The sequence below is a fragment of the Rothia sp. CCM 9417 genome (assembly GCF_048513575.1).
Classification (GTDB): Bacteria; Actinomycetota; Actinomycetes; order Actinomycetales; family Micrococcaceae; genus Rothia.
In genome coordinates this window covers 1-23,400 of the sequence record NZ_JBLXXT010000013.1, presented here as the reverse complement: position 1 = coordinate 23,400, position 23,400 = coordinate 1, and the positions used below count along the sequence as shown (strand labels likewise).

25 protein-coding genes and 1 tRNA gene are annotated in these 23,400 nt (G+C 53.6%); 13 read left to right on the top strand and 13 right to left on the bottom strand.

Annotation, left to right across the window (positions count from 1 at the left end; all coding sequences use genetic code 11):
- The 4 genes from ACN082_RS10325 to ACN082_RS10310 all read right to left on the bottom strand — a co-directional run.
- Window positions 1–190 (bottom strand): hypothetical protein (locus ACN082_RS10325; protein WP_419100777.1); only part of this gene is annotated, 190 nt, incomplete at its 3' end.
- Between the two features lie 54 nt (window positions 191–244).
- Window positions 245–1,864, bottom strand: a complete 1,620-nt coding sequence (locus ACN082_RS10320) for an alpha/beta hydrolase (protein ID WP_419100776.1) — start codon at window positions 1,862–1,864, stop codon at window positions 245–247.
- A 58-nt stretch (window positions 1,865–1,922) separates the two neighbouring features.
- On the bottom strand, window positions 1,923–2,471 hold the full coding sequence (locus ACN082_RS10315) for a hypothetical protein (protein ID WP_419100775.1): 549 nt from the start codon (window positions 2,469–2,471) through the stop codon (window positions 1,923–1,925).
- 3 nt (window positions 2,472–2,474) lie between these two features.
- Window positions 2,475–2,744 (bottom strand): hypothetical protein, encoded by a 270-nt coding sequence (locus ACN082_RS10310; protein ID WP_419100774.1) that lies wholly within the window; start codon window positions 2,742–2,744, stop codon window positions 2,475–2,477.
- Window positions 2,745–3,804: 1,060 nt separating this feature from the next.
- Between ACN082_RS10310 and ACN082_RS10305 the strand changes: the two genes are divergently transcribed.
- On the top strand, window positions 3,805–4,200 hold the full coding sequence (locus tag ACN082_RS10305; RefSeq protein ID WP_419100773.1) for a type II toxin-antitoxin system death-on-curing family toxin: 396 nt from the start codon (window positions 3,805–3,807) through the stop codon (window positions 4,198–4,200).
- Window positions 4,201–4,458: 258 nt separating this feature from the next.
- Here ACN082_RS10305 and ACN082_RS10300 read toward each other — a convergent pair.
- Window positions 4,459–4,545, bottom strand: a tRNA-Leu gene (locus ACN082_RS10300).
- A 135-nt stretch (window positions 4,546–4,680) separates the two neighbouring features.
- On the opposite strand from ACN082_RS10300, the gene ACN082_RS10295 reads away from it, so the two are divergent.
- The 8 genes from ACN082_RS10295 to pknB all read left to right on the top strand — a co-directional run bounded on the left by ACN082_RS10295 (window position 4,681) and on the right by pknB (window position 14,844).
- The gene (locus tag ACN082_RS10295) at window positions 4,681–4,980 is read left to right on the top strand and encodes a YrhK family protein (protein WP_419100772.1); all 300 of its coding nucleotides are present in this window, start codon (window positions 4,681–4,683) and stop codon (window positions 4,978–4,980) included.
- 223 nt (window positions 4,981–5,203) lie between these two features.
- Window positions 5,204–6,010, top strand: coding sequence for an FhaA domain-containing protein (locus ACN082_RS10290; protein WP_419100771.1), 807 nt, complete (start codon window positions 5,204–5,206; stop codon window positions 6,008–6,010).
- 3 nt (window positions 6,011–6,013) lie between these two features.
- Window positions 6,014–6,505 carry an FHA domain-containing protein FhaB/FipA gene (locus tag ACN082_RS10285; RefSeq protein WP_419100770.1) on the top strand — a complete coding sequence of 164 codons (492 nt, stop codon included), beginning with the start codon at window positions 6,014–6,016 and terminating at the stop codon, window positions 6,503–6,505.
- A 3-nt stretch (window positions 6,506–6,508) separates the two neighbouring features.
- A complete protein-coding gene (locus tag ACN082_RS10280; RefSeq protein ID WP_419100769.1) occupies window positions 6,509–8,227 on the top strand; it encodes a PP2C family protein-serine/threonine phosphatase in 1,719 nt (572 codons plus the stop codon).
- Window positions 8,224–9,666 carry an FtsW/RodA/SpoVE family cell cycle protein gene (locus ACN082_RS10275; protein ID WP_419100768.1) on the top strand — a complete coding sequence of 481 codons (1,443 nt, stop codon included), beginning with the start codon at window positions 8,224–8,226 and terminating at the stop codon, window positions 9,664–9,666. Before ACN082_RS10280 ends, ACN082_RS10275 begins: the two co-directional genes overlap by 4 nt.
- Window positions 9,659–11,101, top strand: a complete 1,443-nt coding sequence (locus ACN082_RS10270) for a peptidoglycan D,D-transpeptidase FtsI family protein (protein ID WP_419100767.1) — start codon at window positions 9,659–9,661, stop codon at window positions 11,099–11,101. Before ACN082_RS10275 ends, ACN082_RS10270 begins: the two co-directional genes overlap by 8 nt.
- Window positions 11,098–12,828 carry a protein kinase domain-containing protein gene (locus tag ACN082_RS10265; protein ID WP_419100766.1) on the top strand — a complete coding sequence of 577 codons (1,731 nt, stop codon included), beginning with the start codon at window positions 11,098–11,100 and terminating at the stop codon, window positions 12,826–12,828. Before ACN082_RS10270 ends, ACN082_RS10265 begins: the two co-directional genes overlap by 4 nt.
- A gap of 27 nt (window positions 12,829–12,855) precedes the next feature.
- Window positions 12,856–14,844, top strand: a complete 1,989-nt coding sequence (gene pknB, locus ACN082_RS10260; protein WP_419100765.1) for a Stk1 family PASTA domain-containing Ser/Thr kinase — start codon at window positions 12,856–12,858, stop codon at window positions 14,842–14,844.
- A gap of 77 nt (window positions 14,845–14,921) precedes the next feature.
- Here the strand turns inward: pknB and ACN082_RS10255 are convergent, their stop codons facing one another.
- From ACN082_RS10255 to ACN082_RS10245, 3 genes are all read right to left on the bottom strand, one after another.
- Window positions 14,922–15,563, bottom strand: a complete 642-nt coding sequence (locus tag ACN082_RS10255) for an aminodeoxychorismate/anthranilate synthase component II (protein WP_419100764.1) — start codon at window positions 15,561–15,563, stop codon at window positions 14,922–14,924.
- Window positions 15,564–15,631: 68 nt separating this feature from the next.
- A complete protein-coding gene (locus ACN082_RS10250) occupies window positions 15,632–15,793 on the bottom strand; it encodes a hypothetical protein (RefSeq protein WP_419100763.1) in 162 nt (53 codons plus the stop codon).
- Window positions 15,794–15,818: 25 nt separating this feature from the next.
- Window positions 15,819–16,604, bottom strand: a complete 786-nt coding sequence (locus ACN082_RS10245) for a class E sortase (protein WP_419100762.1) — start codon at window positions 16,602–16,604, stop codon at window positions 15,819–15,821.
- A gap of 127 nt (window positions 16,605–16,731) precedes the next feature.
- Between ACN082_RS10245 and ACN082_RS10240 the strand changes: the two genes are divergently transcribed.
- The 3 genes from ACN082_RS10240 (at window position 16,732) to ACN082_RS10230 (ending at window position 17,660) form a co-directional block, all read left to right on the top strand.
- Window positions 16,732–17,007, top strand: a complete 276-nt coding sequence (locus ACN082_RS10240) for a cell division protein CrgA (RefSeq protein ID WP_419100761.1) — start codon at window positions 16,732–16,734, stop codon at window positions 17,005–17,007.
- Window positions 17,008–17,014: 7 nt separating this feature from the next.
- Window positions 17,015–17,203, top strand: a complete 189-nt coding sequence (locus tag ACN082_RS10235; protein WP_419100760.1) for a hypothetical protein — start codon at window positions 17,015–17,017, stop codon at window positions 17,201–17,203.
- A 280-nt stretch (window positions 17,204–17,483) separates the two neighbouring features.
- The gene (locus tag ACN082_RS10230; RefSeq protein ID WP_419100759.1) at window positions 17,484–17,660 is read left to right on the top strand and encodes a hypothetical protein; all 177 of its coding nucleotides are present in this window, start codon (window positions 17,484–17,486) and stop codon (window positions 17,658–17,660) included.
- 1,333 nt (window positions 17,661–18,993) lie between these two features.
- On the opposite strand, the gene ACN082_RS10225 is transcribed toward ACN082_RS10230, so the two are convergent.
- The 5 genes from ACN082_RS10225 to ACN082_RS10205 form a co-directional block, all read right to left on the bottom strand.
- A complete protein-coding gene (locus ACN082_RS10225; protein WP_419100758.1) occupies window positions 18,994–19,332 on the bottom strand; it encodes a helix-turn-helix domain-containing protein in 339 nt (112 codons plus the stop codon).
- 134 nt (window positions 19,333–19,466) lie between these two features.
- On the bottom strand, window positions 19,467–20,102 hold the full coding sequence (locus ACN082_RS10220) for a hypothetical protein (protein ID WP_419100757.1): 636 nt from the start codon (window positions 20,100–20,102) through the stop codon (window positions 19,467–19,469).
- An 81-nt stretch (window positions 20,103–20,183) separates the two neighbouring features.
- Window positions 20,184–20,357, bottom strand: a complete 174-nt coding sequence (locus ACN082_RS10215; RefSeq protein WP_419100756.1) for a hypothetical protein — start codon at window positions 20,355–20,357, stop codon at window positions 20,184–20,186.
- Between the two features lie 431 nt (window positions 20,358–20,788).
- Window positions 20,789–21,328: a YceI family protein gene (locus ACN082_RS10210; protein ID WP_419100755.1), complete on the bottom strand. Its 540-nt coding sequence runs from the start codon at window positions 21,326–21,328 to the stop codon at window positions 20,789–20,791.
- A 113-nt stretch (window positions 21,329–21,441) separates the two neighbouring features.
- A complete protein-coding gene (locus ACN082_RS10205) occupies window positions 21,442–22,356 on the bottom strand; it encodes a LysR family transcriptional regulator ArgP (protein ID WP_419100754.1) in 915 nt (304 codons plus the stop codon).
- A gap of 69 nt (window positions 22,357–22,425) precedes the next feature.
- Here ACN082_RS10205 and ACN082_RS10200 point away from each other — a divergent pair, with 69 nt between their 5' ends.
- The gene (locus ACN082_RS10200) at window positions 22,426–23,049 is read left to right on the top strand and encodes a LysE/ArgO family amino acid transporter (RefSeq protein WP_419100753.1); all 624 of its coding nucleotides are present in this window, start codon (window positions 22,426–22,428) and stop codon (window positions 23,047–23,049) included.
- Window positions 23,050–23,400 lie beyond the last annotated feature (351 nt).

Below are 23,400 nucleotides of genomic sequence, written 5' to 3'. Positions count from 1 at the left end.
CATACACAAAATGAGAAGGATCAGTACCCGTAGCCTCCACCGTACCAGGGAACAAAGACCAAAACTCATCCACAATCACACGCTGCTGCTCAGCAGAAGCAACCCGAGAAGAACCCTGCATCAAACCACACCCTGCCATAAGAAAAACCATACCTAACACGGCACAAAACCGAATAATAGAAGACACCATTACAGGCCCCTTTCATAAGAACAGCAAAACCACATCATCAGCCTACCCAACTACCTACTGCCCAGAAATTCCCTGCGAGGCCATCATCTTTTGCAATAACTCCTTACGTTCCTCATCAGAAGCATGTTCCCACTGCCAAGCAGATACAGGAATACGTACACTCACTGTGTCAGAACCATAACCAGTACCGTCACCCTTGACCGTATAAAAAGCCTCTACCGTCACCAAGTCACTCTGTGATACTAGATCGCCCAAAGAACGCTGAGACCCAAACAATATAGTCGCAGAATCATTAGACCAATAGCCTCGCTGAGTACCAAACCCTGGATCTGTCACCAAGCTCCAGCCCCAACTCTGAGTAGTAGTATTCACCGGATGATGCTCCACGTTATACCAATAATTACCCTCGCTATCGATAACCGCAGCATCACTAAAATCCTGCGCAAAATCAATATCACCAGGCCCCTTACGCCCAGCGCCAAAAGCACCGATAGGTGCCAGCCAGTCATGCGGGGAATGCACATACGACAGGTGTTGCTGCCCCTGTGCATCACGCTCTAGCATCCATTCACCAGCGTTAGCTTTCCTCACGGCATCCCACGTTAAACCAGCGGAACCATAAAACACCGCATTGTTCACGCTTGTCTGAGAGAGCCCAAGCGCTTCCGCACTTGTGGTCGTACCGTAGGAATGGGCGTTAATAGAAACAAATGGGTCGTTATAAGCGTCCGTCTTGCCCGCCCCGTATTCAGGGATATCAGTGTTAGAAGATTTAGTGACGTTCAAGCCGTCATAGAAACTAGCAAGTTTTTGACCGCCCTGCTGAGCCATTTCAGGGCTTAACACACTTTGTGATGGCTTTTTCGAAATTGGGACCCCTCGCATAGCTGCGCTTCGCTCTCGGTATCCACTTGAATCAGACCTGCCATCAACGGTTGATTCAATATTTGGCGTATCATACCCTAAAAATGCAATTGTGGCAACATCTTCTTTTTTCCCTAGCCTATCTAGTTCATTCCTTTGCTTGTCATACATACCCTGGGCATTCAGCGTTAAATCCTTGATACTACGCCCCACACTGTTGTCCATACCCGGAACCATAACAGTCGTAGCATCAGCCGAATCTACGTCTCCAACAGATACAACTGCCAGAACATTATTCTCATCAAAACCATCATCAATACGAGAGTTCGATATATCCAACGAAAGAATAAGGCGAGGAGCTTTTTTGCCCTTTTTATAAGCTGACGCTTCCTGCAACTGCACTAAGGCCGCACGTGTCGCATCATCCAAAGACTCATTAGCCAACAAATCATGCAACAACCAACGATTGGCCACATTCCGGTCAGAATACGGCACACCATTCAAATTACCCACCATACCGCAAGCACTGTGCGCCAGGGCAGCCTTCTGATCAGCATCCAAACTAGCCCACCAAGACTTCGATACCGCAGTATCCCACACATCATCACCCGTACCACCCAGCGGGTACCGCGCCAGCTCAGGATACTCACCAAAAAACTCAGCGATAGAACCCGCATCCAGCTCCGACAACGCTCCCAAAAACGCCTCGAACTCAACCGGCCCGTTATTAGCAGCCGCCGCCAAATCCTTTAACTGTTGCACCCGCTCATCACTCAAATCCCCCAGTAAAGTGCCCTTCACATCATCCACTGAAGAACCAAAGCCACCCCCACTAGAAGACGCACTACCACCGGCAGTCCACAGGCCCTCAAACATTCAACACATACGCAGCCACTGCAGCGGCAGACTCCCGCGCATACTCAGCACGAATACCATCCACCTCAAGCTGCGCTGAGGCAATCACACCCTGAGCAACAGCTACCTCCTGCTGCAGTAAAGCCATCCTCACCCGATCCTGCTCATTCTGCTTACCGGCAATAGCGCCTAAAGTCCCAATCTGAGCAGAAGAATCCACCACAGTCGTGTGCGCTCTCTGTGCCTTACCCAAGGCCTCGTCGGCACGCGCCTGCAAATCACTTAGTGTGGTCTGCCACCCCTGTAACACATCCCTCACCGCAACAAAAGTATCAGCCATATTACCCAAAGCCATCTGCCCCTCGGCAGCAACCTGCTCAATACGACGAATACGATTCGACTCAGCATCAACAGAGGTAATACCCTGCAACTTATTAGCCTGTGCCTGGGCACCCGTCGCACGCTCTAGCCAATGAGAAATCACTGATGTATACGCTGCAGGATCACCGGGGCATGGGTCCCCACCAGTTAAGGGGGACCAGTCAGAAGGACGAGTGCTCATTCTTTACTTCCCATCTCCCGCTAAATCAGCGCTCTTAAAATCATCGAAAACCGCTAGCGTGCCATCACGAGCATTACCCAACGAAGCTACAGTTGCCGCCATCAACTGACCCTCTTGGCCCTTCACAACATCAGCATGATGATGAGCTACTGGGTCATCACTATCCACGGTACCCGCCGTTGATGTACCGTAGCCTTCGAACACTGTTTTAACGTCCCCGAATGTATCGATGAGTTCTTGCAAAAGCTCATAACTGAATCTGATATCAGCCATACCAATCCTTCTATTGTCTTCCCGAAGCTAATTCCGGCGCTCAGCATCTAGCTCATCATCACCCGCCGGAGCAAGCCCAGTTTCAGGTTGAGGAACCACCACCATGCACTTCTTATCAAAGCGCTCAGGTAGTACGCGTCTTAGCTATATCTATATATACGCTTAGCTCTTCGCCAGAAACGGTCAACTCACACAGAACATCAGCACCACCGTACCACGAGCACACGCGCCACCCCAGCCACCCCCAAAGAGCCTAAAACAAGAGGAAACATACAGTAAGACCTCTTTGCACACACCCTGTAGCTACTCGAGAAAACCCAAGGCGCCCATCATTGAATGCCCCTAGAACACAAAACCCGGGCCCAAGAAAAACTCTCAAACCCGGGTTTACAGCCTTTGAATAAAGGCTCTTGGTGCGCAGGGGGACTTGAACCCCTATAGACCCCCTAATGAAAGCCTGAAAAGTGCTTTTGACAGAGAGCGAGAGAAACAGAAAAAGGCAGAGCAAGACCAAGCAGAGAACTTCCTACCATCAGAGGCCACAAACCCCACAACCGGGATAGGAGATTACCCGCCAGGGTATAACCCACACTCCCAATGGGCCACAGCCACACCGGGCAGCGGGGGAATCTTGCAATAACCAAGAGGGCAGACCTAAACCGTCTGCTCTCTCTTTTTATGCCACCCCATAGATAACGTCACGCCGTATAGATAAAGACATAGACATAGGAATAACTACCCACCCCAGAGAAAAACTCACCAGGCACCAAGACACCCCAAGCTCATTATTAGGTGCAACCTCAGCATCACTGCAAGCTCTCGCAGATACCGACAACACACCACCAACCCCTAGCCACATCGCCACCCTTAACGCTAGGCTTAAGCACATCTCACAAGGAGACCACCAACCCCTAGCCTGCTAGAAGGCACACCAACATGACTACCATCGCACCAGAAACCACCACCAGCCAGGACTTCCAAGAAGCCTTAGAGACAGTTCTCGACAGGCTGGAAGGAGTAAACGCTATCCTGGCTACCCAGTAGCCCAGCCGCCCCTCTCATGCGGTACATAGCCCTCACAGATGCTCTAACAGTCCACGCCCGTCTAGCACCCGGACAGCATCTAAAACCTGGTGGGGAACATCTGCTAGAAAGCGCTCTCGCCCGACCAGCCACCAGCTACGCAGGGCACGAACTCTACCCTGGTATCTTCGATAAGGCCGCAGCTCTCCTAGAAGCACTGGTCCAGAATCACCCTTTCACGGACGGCAATAAGCGCACTGCCTACACCTGCACCGTCCTTTTCATGTACCTGAACGGCTGGGATATTCTTTCCCCGCAGGAGCTAGAAGACAGCCAGCAGGCCCAGTTCGTTGTTCAGGTAGCAGAGCACGCCCTGACCTTTGAGCAGATAGCCCAGCAACTAGAAAGCTGGTCAGTGCCTCGTAGCAGGTAAACCAAGAACTGACCCATCGTGTTGTGGGTCTCTGTTAATCTGGGAGCCATGAGCACCAGCCCACAGTTCCCAGCGCTCGCAGGCTTCTAAGATAGGCCCCTTGTTGGCATCGGGCAGGGTTCTTTAGCCCTGGTTCTCACCTGCTTTGATACAGGGTTGCTGGGCAAACGAGTATCAAATCAGTATCACAGAGCTGTTTTAGGGCAGAGAAAAACCCGCTTTCCCTGGCTCTCACCTGGGGAAACGGGTTTATTCTCGTGGTGCGCAAGGGGGGACTTGAACCCCCACGATCTTGCGATCACTGGCACCTGAAGCCAGCGCGTCTGCCAATTCCGCCACTTGCGCATTATTCTTTTTTGAGTTGCTCAATGGGCAACGAAGATAACTATACACGCTAGAGACCGACACGTCTACTTGAGGGTCTTATGGCATCCAGCACAATAGGGGCCTTCTGGTTGTAAGGCGTGAAATGATGGAACAATGAATGACTCAGCCCAGGATATAAGACTGACTTTCGGCCGTGACGAGCTCATTATTCAAGGCCGCTACGAAACGCTCTCAATCTGTAACGATATCCTCATCGGACTTATTTTCCTCATCGGGTCCTTTCTCTTTTTCTCGCAAGAAACCGTTGAGACAGGGACCTGGTTTTTTGTTGTCGGCTCAGCTCTCATGCTCGTACGCCCCTGCATACGGATCAGCAGGAGAATCCATCTCAAAAAACTTCATGGGACACCCAGTGGGCTACAGGCGACTCAGCCCGGAGCTTTTGATAACTAATGAGATGGGGGTGACCAGCCACCCTGGCTATAACCCCCATAGGGGCCCTCAGATTTAAGAGGGGTAAGTAGCAGGTATTTACCAGCTTGTCTCGGGGAGTTTTTACGGTTATCCACTAGACTAGATGCTTAGGCTATACGCTAACCCTGCGTATTAACCAGTTTCAGAGCGCCCGCTATCTTCAGGGTGGTAAGCCTGATATGTGATGTTGAAGGAGGCAAGCATGGGGTTCATCGACAAACTTGAACAGGGCCTAGAAAAGGCTGTGCGCGGCACCTTCGGCAAGGGTGGCACCTTTGAGCCGGTTGATATCGCTAACCGTCTGCGTACCGAAATGGACAACAAGGCTTACGCCGTATCCAATGGCCGTACCCTGGCACCCAACGTTTTTACCGTGGAGTTCTCAGCCCCCGATTTTTCACGGGCCCAGCAGTGGGGTGTGCCCCTAGCTGAGGAGCTGTGCGATGTTGTTATCCGCCACGCCCGCGACCAGGGCTATTCCTTGCGCGGTTCTGTGCGCGTGACGTTCACCCTGGGTGATCAGCTAGAACCCGGTGATTTTGAAGTCACGGGTTCCCAGCAGAAGGTTGCCTCCCCCCAGGAGGCCCCGGCACAGCACCTTCCGCCTGCTGTTGCCCAAGATTCCCTGCCCTCGCGTATCAGCAAGCCAGCCGCTCCACCTCCTACCGAGCCAGTCCCGGCTCACAAGCTCCCCCAGCCCAAGCGACCGGCCCCCAAGCCACAGGTTGTGCTTGAAATTAACGGCGAGCGCCTTGCTGTAAAGGATCTGCCCGTCACTCTGGGGCGCGGCTCAAATGCCGATATTACTGTTGAGGACACCGGCGTTTCCCGCCGTCACCTTGAAATCGTTCAGCAGGATGACACCTACCTGGCTGTTGATTTGGGGTCAACCAACGGGTCCTACGTTAATGGGCGGCGTTTGATTGGCCGCGTTGAAATTAAAAACGGCGCGGTGATTGAAATGGGTCGTGCTCGTATCATTTTCCGTCTCATGGTCCGTAAGGGGTAGCTTGTGGCATCTGAAATAACCGTGACGGTTTTGCGTTTTGCCTTCCTTATTCTGCTGTGGCTTTTTGTCTTTATGGTGCTTGCCGCTTCTCGCCGTGATTTGGGTGTGGGGCGTAATGTTCGTACTACCCGAGCCCAGATGGACGCGCCGATGGCGGCTGTCCCGCCGACCCCGGCCCACCCAGCTCCCACAGTACCCCCGGTTCGACCTTCACTCTTGACTATTGTTGACGGCGCCCAGGCAGGTGCCAGCATGCGACTGGGTAATTCCCCGGTGACGATCGGTCGTGCCACCGACATTGAGGTTTCTTTACAGGACGACTACGCTTCGGGCCGTCACGCCCGTCTCTTTCCGCAAGGGTCCCGCTGGTTCCTTGAGGATATGGGTTCCACCAACGGCACCTTTATTGGCGATCAGCGACTCACCCGCGCCACCCCTGTTCAGGTGGGGCAGTCTTTCCGTGTGGGTCGCACAACCATGCAGTTGAAAGACTAGTTAATGAGTATCGCTTTCCGTTTTGCGGCTCGATCCGATGTGGGTCGTGTGCGCTCTAAGAACGATGACTCCGGCTACGCCGGGCACTACCTAGCGGTAGTTGCCGATGGTATGGGTGGCCATGTTGGTGGCGATGTCGCATCTGCTACTACGGTCCTCGATTTGGCTCCGCTTGACCGTGCAGGTTTTGAGGGCAATGCCGGAATCTACCTGGCCGATGAGATTGTGAACGCCAATATCATCATGAATGAGCTAGTGGGCCTCAACCCTCGGCTGGCCGGCATGGGGACCACCTGCACGGCCTTGCTGATTGACGGTGACCAGATTGAGATGGCTCATATCGGCGACTCGCGGGCCTACCGTTTGCGTGACGGCATTTTTGAGCAGATCACGACCGACCACACTTTTGTTCAACGTCTTGTGCAGGAGGGGCGGATTAGCCCCGATGAGGCTGAGCTTCACCCGCACAAGAATGTGATTATGCGCGTCTTGGGCGATGTCGATGCCTCCCCTGAGCTGGAGCTTCGCACTTTAGATGCCCAGGTGGGCGAGAAGTGGCTCTTGAGTTCCGATGGGCTGGATGCTGTGGTCTCAGTCCAGGAGATTGAGGCTGTTATGCGGTCAACCGGTGACCTGCGCCAGATGGTTGATGTGCTGGTTGATATGACCCTAGAGCGCGGTGCCCCCGATAATGTCACCGTTGTCGCCCTGTCGGTCATTAATGAGGACTCCCTGTCGGCGGCGGTCACTGCACCGCAACCGATTATTCCGGTGCGTAAGTACGGGGCTGACGGCAAGCTTGTGGGTGTTCATCCCACCCTTGAGCAGGAATCTGGGGTTCAGCTATCTGAGCAAACCGTCGAAGAAACAAACGTAGACACCGATGACAGTAGCAACGGGGGCAGTTCTCGCCATCAGGCTCCTTGGCGGCGGCGGATGCCGCAGCACGCTAAGGTACACAACGCCCTGCGTCATGGTAAGTGGCGTGGTGAGTCCTTTACAGACGGCGTGCTCAATACTATGAGCGTTAAAGCCGGCGTGGATACTTCGCACCCGGTAACTGATGGTGCCGAGGATGTGCCGACCCCCGCTTCTATTCTTCGTCAGGAACTTTCTGAGCGCCCCCACGACCTGGTGGGATCAGCTGCGAACGCTACCCAGACCGGCATGATTCCGGCTGTTACCGCGCGAACAGCGAAAACGCTGAGCACTCTGTCGCATCCGGCAGAGGACCAGTCTGTGGAGCCCGCTGAGCTACCCGAGGAGTACCGGGCTGCCCTCAGTAATCTGGTGGAACCTTCTCCCCACCGCTGGCCCATGCGCATTTTTGTGGTTGTACTAACCCTGGCTGTCGCTCTTGCTACTGTCTGGAGCTTTGTCGCCTGGACCGGTGAACAGTACTACGTGGGGGTTAAAGACAACCACGTCGCGGTCTTTAACGGTATTAACCAAACCCTTGGGCCTATCACTCTTCACTCTGTGGTTAAGGAAACTGATATTGAGGTCAGTTCGCTGCCCGAACATTCGCAGACCAGGCTCACCAGCACGATTACTGCAAGGAATCAGGCTGATGCCGAACAGATTGTAAAAAATCTTCGGGAGCAGGTTCCCTCTGAGGTGGAGCCTGGGTCGGTAACTACCGCTTCACCGAGTGCATCAGCCTCTGCGCCTATCCCGTCTGCATCGCCAACAGCTAGTCCCGGACAAGGAGGTAACCAGTGAGCGCACCCAAACCGGTCGATGTGCCCCGCTCCCGCCGTTTCACCGAGTTCGTGCTGACGGCTCTTGCAGTTTTGCTCTGCCCTGCTGCCATGTACCTGGTTGATGCAGAAGCGGTGCTGGCCAATCGTATGTGGCTTCAGACGCTGATTATCCAGGGTATTGGTGCCCTGATACTGCACACTGTGATGTACATTCGGGCTCGCTATGCTGACCCCTTTATCCTGCCTATTGCGGTTGCTCTCAACGGCCTGGGGTTAGCCATGATTTACCGCATTGACCTCACTACCCCGGCGAATGCTGGCTCAACTCAGCTCATGTGGACCGGCCTGGCCATGGTAGTTTCTGCCATCGTCCTGTTTTTCCTGCGGGACCATAGGGTACTCCGCAAGGTCACCTATATCTCTCTCACGGTATCTTTGGTCTTGCTCATCCTTCCCTTGCTGCCACTTATTGGCACCGAGATTAACGGCGCTCGTATTTGGATCTCGGTTGGTGGGCGTACCTTCCAGCCCGGCGAAATCGCTAAAATTACGCTGGCTATATTCTTCGCCGGTTATCTCTCAGCCCACCGGGATCTCATCATGCTGGCGGGTAAGAAGATTGGGCCAGTGCGCCTACCCCGCTTCAAAGATATGGCACCCATGATGATAGCCTGGCTTGTTTCTTTGGGTGTTCTGGTCTTCCAGCGTGATTTGGGTTCCGCTATCCTCTTCTTCGGCATCTTCTTGGCTATGCTCTTCCTAGCCACCGGACGCCTAACCTGGGTTGCGCTGGGGTTGCTCTTCGTAGCGGCAGGTGGCTTCCTAGCCTATACCTACATCTCCCACGTCTACTACCGAATTAACTCCTGGGTTCATGCCTTTGACCCCGAGATTTATAACCAGCCGCTGGGCGGTTCCGGGCAGATCGTCCAGGGCCTGTTCGGGCTGGCCTCGGGCGGCCTCTTTGGGCGGGGCTGGGGCAATGGGCGCCCTGATCTGGTCTCCTATTCCAACTCAGATATGATTATCACAGCGTTGGGTGAGGAGCTGGGTCTCCTGGGTCTGGGCGCTATTCTCATGCTTTTCTTGTTGCTGGTCTCTCGCGGCTTTCGCGCAGCCTTGGGAACGCGTGATGCTTTCGGTAAGCTGCTGGCCTCTGGTTTCTCAGCACTCATCGTTATTCAGCTTTTTGTCGTCATCGGCGGTGTGACCCGCCTGATTCCGCTGACCGGTCTGACGACACCTTTCATGTCAGCCGGCGGTTCCTCCCTTCTCTCTAACTGGGTTATTGTCGCTATTTTGCTAGCTATTTCCCATACTGCTCGCGCCCCCCATGTGGTCGAGGCCTTCGACGAAGCAGATAGCATCAACTACGACGGTCGTGAAGCTGAAGGGGCTACCGCCGTCATATCTCGTATCTCTGAAAGCAACCGGGCAGGAGGTTCTCGCGGTGAATAAAGCAATCCGTAGGGCCTGGATAGCCGCCTCGTGTGTCTTTGTACTTCTCTTAGGCACTTTGACCTACATCCAGTTCTTTGACGCCAAGAGTTTGCAGGCCAACGCCTGGAACTCCCGTACCCTCTACGAAAGTTACGGCTCGCAGCGTGGTTCTATCGTGGTGAACGGTGTCGATATCGCTTCATCGGTTGAGTCGAATGATGGCTACGCTTTCCAGCGTACCTACTCTGCCCCTGAGCTTTACGCCGGAATCACTGGGTACTATTCCTCGATCTATGGGGCGACCGGCCTTGAGTCAGCAATGAACGAGCAGCTCTCGGGTAACTCCGATGCCCAGTTCTACGATCGTCTAGCCCAGATGTTTACCGGGGGATCTTCCCAGGGGGCAAGTGTTGAGCTTACTATCGACCCGGAACTTCAGCAGTTGGCCTATACCCTCTTGGACGGTCATAAAGGTGCAATCGTGGCTCTGAACCCCAAGACCGGTGAAATTCTGGCTATGGTGTCAACTCCCTCCTATGACCCCAATTCTCTTTCCTCCCATAATTCTGAGTCGGTGCTGGCCCAGTACGCGACCTTAAATGAGGACTCCAACCACCCGCTCTATAACCGAGCTATTGCCGGTGATACCTACGCGCCCGGTTCTACCTTCAAAATTATTGATGCTGTAGCCGCCCTGGAGTCGGGTAAATACGATGCAAATTCTGTGATCGATAACCCCCAGAACCTCACCCTGCCCAATACCAATGTCACTCTGCCTAACTATGTAGGTGGTCAGTGCTCAACCCAAACCACTGCCACTATAGAGTGGGCGTTAGCACAGTCCTGCAACACTCCTTTTGCGCAAATTGCTATGGACCTGGGTGAGGATACAATCGCGCAGACAGCTAAGAACTTTGGGTACGGCCAAGACCTACGGATTCCCTTGCCTGTTTCCCAGTCTGTCTTCCCCACCAACATGGAGAAAAGCCAGCTAGCACAGGCGGCAATTGGACAGTACGATGTGAAGACCACCCCTTTGCAGGTTGCCATGATGAGTGCCGCGATTGCTAATGACGGTGTGCAAATGAAACCTAACCTGATTCGGTCGGTTAAATCCCACAACCTGAGTTCGCTCTACGAGTTCTCCGCTGAGGAGCTAAAAAGATCGACTTCAGCGGATGTCGCCAACCAGGTTACCGATTGGATGGTTAACGATGTTGATAACGGTATTGCCTCGGCGGCTTCCGTGAACGGTGTCAAGGTTGCGGGTAAAACGGGAACTGCTGAGATCGGTGATAGCGGCTTAAATAATTCCTGGTTCACGGGTTTCGCGCCGGCGGACGACCCGCAGGTCGCTATCGCGGTAGTCTATGAAGGTGTAGACGTCACAATAGGGGCGCAGCTTGCTGCTCCCGCAGGTAAACAACTTTTTGAGGCGGTGTTAAAGAAGTGAGGCCTTCGGTAGATGTGACTCTCGGTGGTCGCTACACCCTGACTGAGCGTATCGCTATTGGCGGTATGGGCGAGGTCTGGAAGGCGCGCGATAAGGTTCTAGGCCGCACCGTCGCCGTTAAAATTCTGAAAGAGGAATATACTGGCGATCCCGGTTTCCTAGAGCGTTTCCGTGCCGAGGCGCGCCACACCGCCCTGCTCAATCACCCCGGTGTCGCTAACGTCTTTGACTACGGCGAAGAAGACGGCTCTGCCTACCTGGTCATGGAACTGGTGCCGGGCGAACCGCTTTCTAACATTATTGAGCGCGATAAGCAGCTCCCGGCTGACCGTATCCTCAACATCATGGCGCAGACTGCCCGCGCTCTGGCCGCAGCCCACGCGCAGGGCTTGGTTCACCGTGACGTCAAACCGGGCAACCTGATTATCACCCCCGATGAGCGTGTTAAGGTTACCGACTTCGGTATTGCCCGACTGGCTGATCAGGTACCTCTGACCGCAACCGGCCAGGTTATGGGCACCGCCCAGTACCTCGCTCCTGAGCAGGCTACCGGCCAGCAGGCTACGCAGTCTTCCGATATGTACTCCCTGGGTATTATCGGCTACGAGTGCTTGGCGGGCCGTCGCCCCTTTACTGGCGAGTCACAGATTGCTATTGCTCTTGCCCAGGTAAACGATCCTCCGCCACCGCTACCGCAGGACGTACCTGCACCAGCGGCAGCACTGATTATGTGCCTGCTCTCTAAGGACCCCGCCGACCGCCCTGAAACCGCCACCGCTCTGGCCTCAGCCATTGATGCGATTAGACGGCGGGATATTCCTGCGGCTGTTAAGGCTGTACCGCCCCTAGGGCATTTCCTCCCTCAGGGTGCTGATACTCAAGCAACACAGGTGATGACTGCACCCACGAGTGTCACCTCCGCGGCGGCACGGTTTGGTTCTGGTGTCCGCTATGAGCCTGAGCCCACAACGGCCCGTGTTCCCAGTGCCGCCCCCCTGCCACCCGGTGGCTACCCGCCGCGGGCTGTGGAGCAGAAGAAAAAGAACCCCTGGGGTTGGGTCTCTTTGGTTTTGGCCTTACTGCTCATTGCGGGCGTTGTCTGGTTTGTGGTCTTTAACAACAGCCAGCCTCAGGTGACCGATACCCCCAAGCCAACGGCGTCGGGAACGGTGTCTACGGTAAGCGCTTCGCCTACCCCCGGTACCGAAACAACGACTCAGCAAGACACCCGCGTTGAAATCACTTCTGCTGACTTTGAAGGCCGTGCCCTCGATGAGGTAGTCAACCAGCTGGCAGGAATGGGGTTCTCCACACGGACCACAGGTGTTACCTCCGACGCTGCGGTTGATACTGTACTCTCGGTATCACCAACCGGTAGTGTGAAAGTGGGCGAAACCATCACCGTTCAGTACTCTACAGGGCCCAAATCTGTGACCCTACCCAGTAATCTGGAGGGTACAAACTCGGAAGATGCAATCGCGGCGATTACCACCCTGGGTGTCAATGTTCAGATTCACTTTGAAGAGAGCAGTAGCGCCCAGGAAGGCACCGTGTTGCGCACTTCCCCCACCTCAAGCTCACGCGTTGAGGTCGGCAGCAGTGTTGATGTCTATGTGGCTAAGGCCCCGGCCAGCACCACAGCTTCCCCGAGCGCTTCAACCAGCGCCCCGTCAGATAATAACGATTCCGGGTCAGACTCATCGAGTGACACCGGAACCGGCAACTAGATTCCACCGGAAATGATAGGTGACTACATGGACCAGCAGGTTCCTGAAACTATCGATCAGCGTTACGAGGTTGGGGCCGTTATCGGCTCCGGCGCAATGGCAACTGTCTACGAAGCGGTTGATACTCGTCTGGGTCGAAAGGTTGCGCTGAAGGTTCTGCGGACTGAGCACGCTCAGGACGCTATTTTCCGTGCTCGCTTCCAGCGTGAAGCGGAGGCTGTTGCAGCTCTCAACCATCGCTCCATTGTGGCCGTGTACGATACCGGGGCTTTTGATATCCAGTCAGGAAGTAGCCAAGTATCAGTTCCTTTTATGGTGATGGAGCTTGTTCAGGGTACAACCCTGCATGAGGCAATCTCAAACGGTGACGTTGATCAGGCCCTGGCTCTTGCTTACGGTGTGCAGATTCTGGAGGCTTTGGAGTACAGCCACAGCGCCGGAATTATCCACCGCGATATCAAGCCAGCTAATGTGATGATTCTTCCGCAGACCGATGAGGATAAGCAGCTTGGGGAGCCCTCCCAGATCAAGGTGATGGACTTCGGTATCGCTCGCGCGGCTGAAGAGGCCAGTGACGCGATTACTAAGGCTAACACCGTCATGGGTACAGCACGTTATATCTCTCCTGAGCAGGCTCGCGGCCAGACAGCTGACGCCCGTAGCGATGTCTATTCTGCCGCCTGTGTGGTCTATGAGATGCTTGCAGGCTGCTCACCCTTTGATGCTCCCACGAATGTCGAGCTGGCGGGTAAGCACCTGAGTGAAGCCCCTCAGCCTCCCAGCACCTATGCTGCGGAAATTTCGCCAGCTTTGGATCAGGTTGTTCTCAAGGGCCTGAGCAAGAACCCAGCGGACCGCTACCAGAGCGCCGCAGAATTTTCTGAAGCTCTCAAGTCAACCGATGGGGCAACCGTTCCGTTTGATGTCCAGGACCCCACCGAGGCTACCGCCGCTTTTAGTGCCGCTGGCCTGGGCACTACCCTTGCGAGCGCGGCTGCTCTGCCTGATCATAAGCGTGAGACGGAGGAAGCCGGTCTTGGCAGCTTCTTTGACTCAGCGCAAGAAGAGTTCACCGATGAGGAGCTGTACGGGTACGGCTACGGCGAGGATGCCCTTAAGGCGCGTAAGAAGCGTCGTAGGAGTGCGTGGGGTAAGGCTCTTACCACTCTGCTAATTATCTTCCTTGCGGCCTTTGGTGTGGGCTCTGTGCTCTACTACCAGGCTGAGCTCAATAAGGTTCCTACGCATGTGATCCCGGCTGTTCAGGGCCAGACCAAGGAGGAAGCTGAGACTCAGCTTCGCAACCTCAACTATGTTCTTAAGTTTGAGGAGGAGCATTCTGACAGTATCCCGAAGGGTTCTGTTATTAAGACTTCTCCTGTGACCGGGCTTGAGGCTGAGGAAGGTACCGAGATTGTGGTTACGGTGTCTTCTGGTCCTTCGGTTCTGATGATTCCCGGTAATTTGGAGGGCCAGAGTGAGCAGTATGTCCGTGAGACTCTGACGGCCGCTGGCTTTGTTCCTGGCCGTACAACTACAGTCAATAGCCCGACTATTCCTGCTGGCATGGTTATTGGGGTTACTCCTGAGTCTGGCGCGCAGGCCGATGCTGGGTCAACCGTTGATATTATTCTGTCGAATGGCAAGGTAGAGGTTCCTAGCCTGGTTGGTTTGAGCAGGGATGCGGCTATTGCGGCTCTTACCTCTGCCGATACGCTTCTGAGCACCAACATTGAAACCGTCACGACGTCTGCTCAGCCTGCGGGTACCGTTGTGTCGCAGAGTGCGGCACCTGGCACGCTGGTGGAGCAGGGCTCAACGATTACTATCCGTGTTGCAGTTGCTCCGGCACCTACGGTTGCGCCTGCGCCCACGGCTGCTGCAACTAGCCAACCTGCTGCAACTAGCCAGCCTGCTGCAACTACTCAGCCTGCTGCGTCACCGTCGCCTAGCTCTTCGAGTGCAGCTCCAAGGCCTGCGCCTAGCACTAGTAGTAGCAATAAGGACAAAGAGTAAGCCAGAGGGACTATATCAGTAAGAAGCCTCCCTCCCCAGCTACGGGGAGGGAGGCTTACTGATATGAGCTGGGTGTATTAGGCGTTGCCTTCGATAAGGGGTGAGAGGGCGGCTCCCTTGGCGGCGGCGCCTTCTAGTCCTACTTCTTCGAGCCAGTTACCCAGCATGAGGTAGCCGCCTTCAGTGAGCACGGATTCGGGGTGGAACTGGACACCGTGCATGGGTGCTTGCTTGTGGCGTAGGCCCATGATGATTCCCTTATCGGTACTGGAGGTAACCTCGAGTTCCTGCGGCAGGGTATCGGGTTCTACAGCCAGGGAGTGGTAGCGGGTAGCGGTAAAGGAGCTGGGTAGGCCTTTGAAGACTGACTGGCCGGTGTGGACGAGTTGGGAGGTCTTGCCGTGCATTAGTTCGGGGGCGTGGCTGACAACTCCGCCGAAGGCTTCTGCGATCGCTTGATGCCCCAGACAGACCCCAAGGAGGGGTTTGTGTTCTTGGGCGGCCCAGGTGATGGTGTCGATGATGACTCCGGCATCTGCGGGGGCACCGGGCCCGGGCGAGATAAGTAGACCGTCGTGCTCTTGGGCGAGGGTGATGGTTTGTTCGAGGGTGAGCTCGTCGTTGCGGATGACGGTGGTTTCGGCACCGAGTTGCTGGATATAGCCGACCAGGGTGAAGACAAAACTGTCGTAGTTATCGATAACGAGGATTTTGGTCATGGTGCGCCCTTTCGTGATGCTGCCTTGATTCTATCGCAGGCGGGTTTTGGCCTGCCGGGGTGGGGGGGTTAGTTCCCTATGGTCACCTCGGTGCCGAAGGGGCTGTAATGAGCAAGGTAGGGGAAGACGTATTCCATGAGCCCGTAAACGGCCAAGCAGATGAGCGCGATGGCAGTGATGATACGGACCCAGAGGGGGCCGGGCAGGTGGCGGAAAATCCAGGCGTACATGGTGGTGTGTCTTTCGGGTTGGTTTTTAGGAGCCGGCAACAGGGGCGATTTCGGCGGGGGGTCCGGCCTGGTTGGGTTGCCAGCTGACGAATTCTGCGTGGACGATGTAGCGTTCGGTGCTGCCGTAGCGCGGGTGGCAGCTGGTGAGGGTGAGGAGGCGGCGGGTGGCTTCTTCGACGGGGGCTTCTAGCTGGTCTGGGTTGGGGGCTATAACCTCTACCTGGCTGGGGAGGACGATCTGTGACTGGTAGACCCGGTAGGTGTAGTAGCCTTCGGCGGTACGGATATAGATGTTGTCTCCGGTTTGGAGTTGGTCGATGTGGTCAAGAACAGCACCGTTGGTTTGCCGGTGCCCTGCGAGGGCGAAGTTTCCGTAGGCCCCGAGCGCCTGGCTTTCGGGGTAGTGCCCTAGTCCGAGAGTGTCGAGCACGTCGCTGCCTACTCCCTCTGCCAGGGGGCGGGTATAGTCGGCACCCAGCCTAGGGATATAGACCACTCCGTAAGCTTGGCCATAGCTGGGAGATAGGGTGAGCGTCGGGTTGGCTGGGTCGTAGGCGGGTATTTCTGCTGTTTTGGCGGAGTCTGGTGTAGTGGTCGGGTTGAATTCTTGAATTAGCCCTTGGACGGTATCGCCCTGGATCCGGTTGGCGGCCAGGTTGGTCCACCAGAGTTGCCAGGCCACGAAGAGAAGCAAGATGAGTCCGAGGGTAATAAGGAGCTCACCCACGACCGAGAGTGTCAGTTGCAGCGGGGTACCTTGAGCTGCCGCCTGGGGGCGGGGTGACGTTTGGGGTGCTGACTTTGAAGTCAAGGTTGTACCTCGGCAGGTCGAAAGGGGTGTACCGTTACAATGTTAGAACTTTTTATGGTGCTAGAGCTAAAATCGTTGTGACCGTACTTTATTGTCAACTGCTGGGGCACCCCCTACTGGAGGAAATGTGGCTGAGTCTAAGTCAATCCGCGATGAGGATCTTGAAGAGGCGGAGCTTCGCCGCATCGCTGAGTCTATGTATAGCGATGAGGAGTTTCCCTCACCTACGCCGCTCTGGTACCGGGTGATTATGTTCTCCCTGATTATTCTGGGTGTGCTGTGGATTATCGTTTTCTATATCACCCAGTCTCTGTACCCTGTTCCGGGTATCGGCAACTGGAATATTGGTATCGGTATCGGGCTGATGATGATTGGCCTAATGATGACGACTCGCTGGCGTTAGGTTGAGCGTGGCTGATAAGAAACCTGAGGTCACGAATCCCGCTAATCTTGCCCCTGTTGACCCGAACGAGCCCTTAGATGAGCGCCCCGATATAAGGGCTGCTCGGTTTGAGACTAAGTTGCGGCGTTGGGCGCTCTTTGGCGTGGTAGCCGCTATCGCTCTTTATTTTGCCTGGCAGGCTGTAACCGGCTCTTAGCGCCTGGCTTAGAAAACAGGTTTGGATTATCTATAGTCTAAAAAATGCATAGAACACTAGTTACTTAAGATTGTTTAGGGGCAACTATATAACGCGGGTAACTCGGTTATCTGTAGCGGTTAGAGTCAAGTTGTATGGTGGTCTTTACATTGGAGGCAGCGTTAACGACGCTCTATTCAATGGGGCTCCTCCGGTAACTAGCGGAGGAGTTTTGGCCGGCATGGGTGGAGGGTGCAACCTCAGAGGAACTACCACCCTTCCTCTTTAGAAAGTAAAAATAATGAAAAATTTTGAAAAGAAAAATTATTCCATTCTTATGGTTTCTCTAGGGATTGGCCTTATCAGTCTCTTTTTGATTGGTAAACCGGGATTCATGGGTGTGGCTGGGATATGTATGTTCTTAACTGGTCTTGTGCTGACTGTTATCAACTACCTAGATGTTAACGGTAGACAATGATTGACAGATTTTAGTCCTTCCTTGTGATGAAAATATTTATATCTGGCCCTAGTTTTCTGCTGGGGCCAGATTCATATGTTCTACAAATATCTGCACCCCTCACTAAATTTCACTAAACCGCACTGGCTCATTTTAACGTGCAGTCTCGTGTGATAAAAATATATTCCGGCATATATCACAATGCACAGGATTTGTTTGAAAAATTTTGTAACTTCAGGAGCTGTGAAAATAGCGTAGGAATCCATAATTCTAACGCTTGAGTGGCATGGAATTTTTAAAAAATTTTTATGCTGCTTACAAGTCTTCCATTAATTAATGAACAAACTAAAATAATTTCATTCTCACCTTCCATCTAGCAGATTCCGCAACTGCATTAAAAGGAATACCTCCCGTGTGGATCGCGCTGTTTTCAATATCTGATGTATAATATCGAAAGTCTTGTCCTTGAACTCTCAACACTATTTAGAGGGAGCAAACAAAAATAGTATATTCTTTGCAAAGAGAGTTCCAGTCTATGGATTTTCTTTTCAGATTCATAGAGGTATTAATCTACTAAGCTACAAATTTAAAAACACCGCGCAAAGGCTGCTCTGAAAAATTCCAGCGCTCTTCGCCCATGACATTCCGAAAGCCAGAAGGCAAAAGATCAAGCTCGCGCATCAACTTACCTGTTGTCCCCCCCATATTCTCCGAGTCTCTGCAGCAGGCGGGTAAACGTTGTCGGTTGTACGGGGTAAGCACATGGAGTCTGATCTATGACCTTCTTAGCAGAGCCGTTTAGTCGCTTGTACCAAGCTGTTGCAACATCCTTGCTGATGTCACCTGCCTTGATTGCTCTCGTTACAAAACTCATAGGGTGCAATCCCCAGAAATAGGGCAAATGCAGCAAACTATCTACATCACCAGTACGCATATCCAAGAATGGGCGACGCACTAACTTGCAGGGGGTAGAAGCTCTCCAGCAAAGGTATCTGCACGGTTTCTCTAGCTCGGCAGGTGACTCCACACTACAGGGGAGGTTTTATCGAGTACTAGATGGGCGTTATCGTGAGCCATGGTAAAGCCGTTTAGTGACATCTGGGATATGACCTGAAAAGATCATCAAAGGCGCAAGGTGCTTCATTTCCCAGAAGGTTACACCAGAGACCTTTTGAATCTCCAAAGGCAGTTCAATGATGATGCCCTCGCTTTCAAGGAATCCAGCCAAATTTTGTACAAGGTTATTACCTACACCCCAACGTTCACGAATTTGGTGTGCTGCTCCTGCGGCTCCCTGGGGGTGGTTTCTATGTTGAACTGGGTCAAGGTGGGTTCCGAGGGTTGGTTCGTGATCTCAAGGAGCCGTATATACATCGACTCGTAGCTCTGCTTCGTCTTCAAGTCGATTTACAGTCTTTTGCGGGGTCTGGCACTTACGGAGTATGAGTCCCTCCGCACTGACAGCCGGCAGCGGGCGGACCATAAGCTCAACTGGCACTTCGAGAATATGGGCATATTTTTCGAGGTTCTCTCCGGTCAGGTAGATTTTCCCACTCTCTACTTTTGATCCCCATCCCTTCTGACGTTCTACTTGCTTGGAGACCCATTCAAGTGTGAAGCCTCGGCGCAGACGCAGCTTTTTAACAGTCGCTGGTTCTGCGACAAGGCTGGTAGTTGTGAGGTTAGCTTGCATAGGTGGAGCCTTGGTTTTTTCCTGTTAGTTTTTGCATCGGTATATACACACTATGAGTAGCATCTTCCCAGGAAAAAACAGATAAATAAATCGACCTGATGATTGCAAGCAACCCCACGTAGCTGGCGATTTAGCTACTCTTTTCCATTTGTTTCTTGTTCTGTTGAGACGTGAGGCTCATCTGCAGGTGCAGGCTTTGGCGCTGTATTGATGAAGACTTTACCTGTGCTCGATACATCGGGGGCTGTGGCGGCTGTATAGGTGCCGGTATCAAGGCGATTAGTAGCAGCAGCTAGTGCAATCAAAGGTGCAAAATCGTCTGCTGCATCCTCCCAGAATCGGCCAGCAAGCGCAAAGGCTGCTTCCATATCAACGGAGTAACTAAAAATTGTTTCAGCAGCCACGGGTAGCGGTGCGGTGAAGGTGGCACCGGTGATGAGTCTACTGGCGCTGGTATGCAGGAAGAGCTGGCAAAAGGTGGTGCTCTTTGCTCCGCGGGATGCGTTGCTTTCATGGGGGTTAGCGTAGGTTTCCCTTGCAAAGAGAGCCTGTTGTGGGTTCTCAGGAGTATCGCTGGCGTACATGAGGTTATGTATTGCTAGTTCTTGCTTGCGCAGAGAGGTTTTGTTGGGGTTCTTTGAGGAGTAGATATGCAACAACCCGTCATTGTCTTCTCTGGGAACCTGGTACTCATTCCAGTCGTTGTTGTTGGGGTCTACAACGGTGATGTTTTCCTCGGGGTGATTGTGCACGTAGCGTTGGGCTGACAAGTGGGTGAAGAAGGATCCGAAATAGTTTTCAAAATGGGTGTGGAGTTTTGCCCGGGTGGTTTCGTCTTGGTTGGAGAAGAGTTATTTGAGGGCCTCGTGAGTGATGCGTTGGCTAATAATACCGATGGCGGTAAGAGTAGATTCGGACATGCGTGGGGTGAGCGTCTTCGCTAGTTTTTCGAGCTCTTTGACGGCTTCATCGTGCCGGGGGTGGGTTTTGTCTTTGTATGCTTCGTTGAGCTCGCGCAGCTTCATGCTTGCTTTACCGTTGCTCTGGCCCTGGTTATCATCCTGGTGTGCTCGCTTGTCCTTTTTGGGCGTTGGTTGCGTTGTCCTTGCTCATGAACCTTCAGCCTCTCATCATTGGGTACTTATTTCTGGTTCTGAGTTTATTGGGGGTTGCTGACATTTTAGGTAGGGTGTCGTGGGTGCATGTGCTGCTACCAATATCGACACCCGAGGGGCTCCCGAATATGGGTATCACAATCAACCACTTCGTTTCCCTGCTAGCTTTACAAAATCAGGCGCTCTTGAAAGTTCCTCATGTGCTGCAGAGGGATTATCGATTTCATTGCGGAGTTTTTCTGTGCATACTAAAAAGGCCTGCTCTCCGCTACCTTACGGTAGCAGAGGGCAGGACCACATGACACACAGTGTTCTCGTCGACGCTCTTGCGCCGGGAGTCTTTAGGACTCGGGGGCGATGAAGGCGACATCCAGGTTGATGACCACCTTATCGGAAACAAGCACTCCGCCAGCTTCTACAGCGGCGTTCCAGGTAATACCGAAGTCCTTGCGGGAGATGGTGGTGGTTACCGAAGCACCAGCGCGGGTGGCACCGAAGGCGTCAACAACGGCACCGGTGAATTCGCCGGTGAAGGTGACAGGGCGGGTCTCACCCTTGATGGTGAGATTGCCAGCGATGGTGAGGTCTTGACCGTCAAGCTCAAAGGAAGTGGAGGTGAAGGTCATCTCGGGGTGGTTTTCTGCGTCGAAGAAGTCAGCGCCGCGCAGGTGGCCGTCGCGGTCTGCGTTACCGGTGCTAACGGAGTCCATGCCTACGGTAGCTTCTACGGTTGATTCTGCAATGTTTTCAGCGATGGTGAGCTCTGCTTCAACCTGGCTAAAGCTGCCGCGCACCTTGGTGATACCTGCGTGGCGGACGGTGAAACCGACTTCTGAATGGGTTGCATCGTAGTTCCATGTGCCGGTGGTCAGTTCTGCCATGATTTTCTCCTTGTCTAGGTGTTTTCTTTCAACACCATTTACTTTACATGTAAAGTTTTAGGAATGCAAAGCCACCGACTGCTTTAGACAGAAAATTTTTTACAGCAGCACTTCTACCTCAGAACACCCTCCCGAGAAGCCGCAGAATACACGCGCTCACCTAATCTCTCCAAGACAGGTGAACTAATCTTCCAGTGCTGCCAATAGAGGGGCACATCAACCGGCTCTGCAGCCAGCTCCACCAGCTCACCATTCTCCAGCTCACGAACACACTGGACCTCCGGAATGATCCCCCAGGCGATACCCGAAAGCACAGCTCTAACATAGTCCGGGGAGCTGGGCAGGTAGATAACAGGAGGGGTAAGTAATTCCTGCCGCCCCAATCCAAACCGGTCAAGGAGCAGTTCTTGCGCCGAAGCAAGGCCAAAATCCTTACGATCAAATTCCACAAGAGGGGCAAGGCCCAACTGTTCTACAGTAACTGCTGGGTAATCCGGGAAATGACGGTCAATATAGGCGCGCGAAGCCACTACCCGGTAGCGCAGCACCCCGAGCCGCTCGACGGCACACCCTGGGATGGGTTCCGGGTTGGAGGTAAGCGCTGCCATTACCTCACCAGAACGCAAGAGGGCAGATGAGTGATATTCAGCTTCCCGGCGAACGTCGCAAAAGATCCGGTCCTCGGTAGCCAGCTCCCCCACCGCACTGAGAAACCAGGTAGCTAAAGAGTCTGCGTTGACAGCCACAGCTACGCTCTGGGAACCTTCAGCGCCACCGAGTTCACGCATCATTTCGGTATGCAGGAACTCGCTCTGGCGCGCCACCCGCAAAACGCTCTGGCCCGCCTCGGTAGCAACAACAGGGTTAGTTCGCTTGAGAAGGACTTTACCGGCGAGCTGTTCCATAGCTTTCACACGCTGTGAAATAGCAGAAGCACTGACCCCAAGAATGTCTGCGGCGGCCTCAAAGGTCCCATATTCAATGACGGTGACAAAGGTTTGTAGCTGGTCGGTAGTAAAACGTATCATAAGTAAATCTTATGCTATTTAATTTTCATTAGATAGCATTATTGGTTGAGGTCACCTACGATGGGTTGCGTGGTAGCAGCAAATTTTTTAGCACCCGTGCTTATGGGGTTGGGGACGTCCCTCTCTCTCATTGTGGCTATTGGGGCGCAGAATGCCTATATCCTCAAGCAGGGTATTATTGGCCGTTTTATCTGGCCTATCGCCCTGTTCTGCATTTTCTCTGATGCCCTGCTCATTGGGCTGGGCGTTCTTGGTATGGGTGCCCTGGCTGATTCTGCCGTATGTGTTCTTGAAGTTCTACGCTGGGGTGGTGGGCTCTTCCTAGTTGTCTATGGCCTTTTCGCTGCTCGGCGGGCTCTATGCCCTTCTGTGCTGACAGTCACGAGCAAGGAATCAGGCCCGCAGACCCTGGCCAAGGCTCTGCTACTTGCTGCTGCCATGACCTACCTTAACCCTCACACCTACCTCGACACCATTGTATTTATCGGTGGTCTTGCGGCCCAGCAGGGAGATAGCCGCTGGTTCTTCTATGCCGGAGCTGTCGCGGGGAGCGTCCTTTGGTTCACCTTCTTAGCCTCCTGTAGCCGCTTTCTTCGCTCCGTCTTTGCTAACCCTAAGGCCTGGCGTGTACTCGATGCCGGTATTGCGGCACTCATGTTCTTCCTGGCCTACCAGATTATCTTTAGTGCGTAAAAATAGACATTCATGCTTGCCCTTTATGGGGGAACCAGAGGTTTCTAGCCTGCACCCTTGGTTACCGACTTTTCTACATTATGTGGCTCTTCTTCTGTTTCTAGGGGCACAGAGAACCAGCAGTAGCCTTCAGAAGAAGTAACCCTTTGGGCGCAGAGTAGGCGGTGGAGGGAACTTTATGATCGGCCAGATGTGCGGTGTTTTACCTTATTTTTTGAGCAGGCAGGAATTTGGGGCATGAAAAAGCGAGGGAGTCTAGAGCGTTAGCTCTAGACTCCCTCGCTGAATAACCAGGGGTTATTATTTCAAAACCATACAGTGGACGCAAACAAACAAGCACAAAACAAAAAA

Excerpts from the sequence above, each read along its gene's own strand:
- ACN082_RS10315 (WP_419100775.1), bottom strand. The coding sequence starts at position 2,471 with ATGAGCACTCGTCCTTCTGACTGGTCCCCCTTAACTGGTGGGGACCCA.
- ACN082_RS10310 (WP_419100774.1), bottom strand. The coding sequence starts at position 2,744 with ATGGCTGATATCAGATTCAGTTATGAGCTTTTGCAAGAACTCATCGAT.
- ACN082_RS10305 (WP_419100773.1), top strand. The coding sequence starts at position 3,805 with ATGCGGTACATAGCCCTCACAGATGCTCTAACAGTCCACGCCCGTCTA.
- ACN082_RS10295 (WP_419100772.1), top strand. The coding sequence starts at position 4,681 with ATGAATGACTCAGCCCAGGATATAAGACTGACTTTCGGCCGTGACGAG.
- ACN082_RS10290 (WP_419100771.1), top strand. The coding sequence starts at position 5,204 with ATGGGGTTCATCGACAAACTTGAACAGGGCCTAGAAAAGGCTGTGCGC.
- ACN082_RS10280 (WP_419100769.1), top strand. The coding sequence starts at position 6,509 with ATGAGTATCGCTTTCCGTTTTGCGGCTCGATCCGATGTGGGTCGTGTG.
- pknB (WP_419100765.1), top strand. The coding sequence starts at position 12,856 with ATGGACCAGCAGGTTCCTGAAACTATCGATCAGCGTTACGAGGTTGGG.
- ACN082_RS10255 (WP_419100764.1), bottom strand. The coding sequence starts at position 15,563 with ATGACCAAAATCCTCGTTATCGATAACTACGACAGTTTTGTCTTCACC.
- ACN082_RS10250 (WP_419100763.1), bottom strand. The coding sequence starts at position 15,793 with ATGTACGCCTGGATTTTCCGCCACCTGCCCGGCCCCCTCTGGGTCCGT.
- ACN082_RS10230 (WP_419100759.1), top strand. The coding sequence starts at position 17,484 with ATGAAAAATTTTGAAAAGAAAAATTATTCCATTCTTATGGTTTCTCTA.
- ACN082_RS10225 (WP_419100758.1), bottom strand. The coding sequence starts at position 19,332 with ATGCAAGCTAACCTCACAACTACCAGCCTTGTCGCAGAACCAGCGACT.
- ACN082_RS10215 (WP_419100756.1), bottom strand. The coding sequence starts at position 20,357 with ATGAAGCTGCGCGAGCTCAACGAAGCATACAAAGACAAAACCCACCCC.
- ACN082_RS10210 (WP_419100755.1), bottom strand. The coding sequence starts at position 21,328 with ATGGCAGAACTGACCACCGGCACATGGAACTACGATGCAACCCATTCA.
- ACN082_RS10205 (WP_419100754.1), bottom strand. The coding sequence starts at position 22,356 with ATGATACGTTTTACTACCGACCAGCTACAAACCTTTGTCACCGTCATT.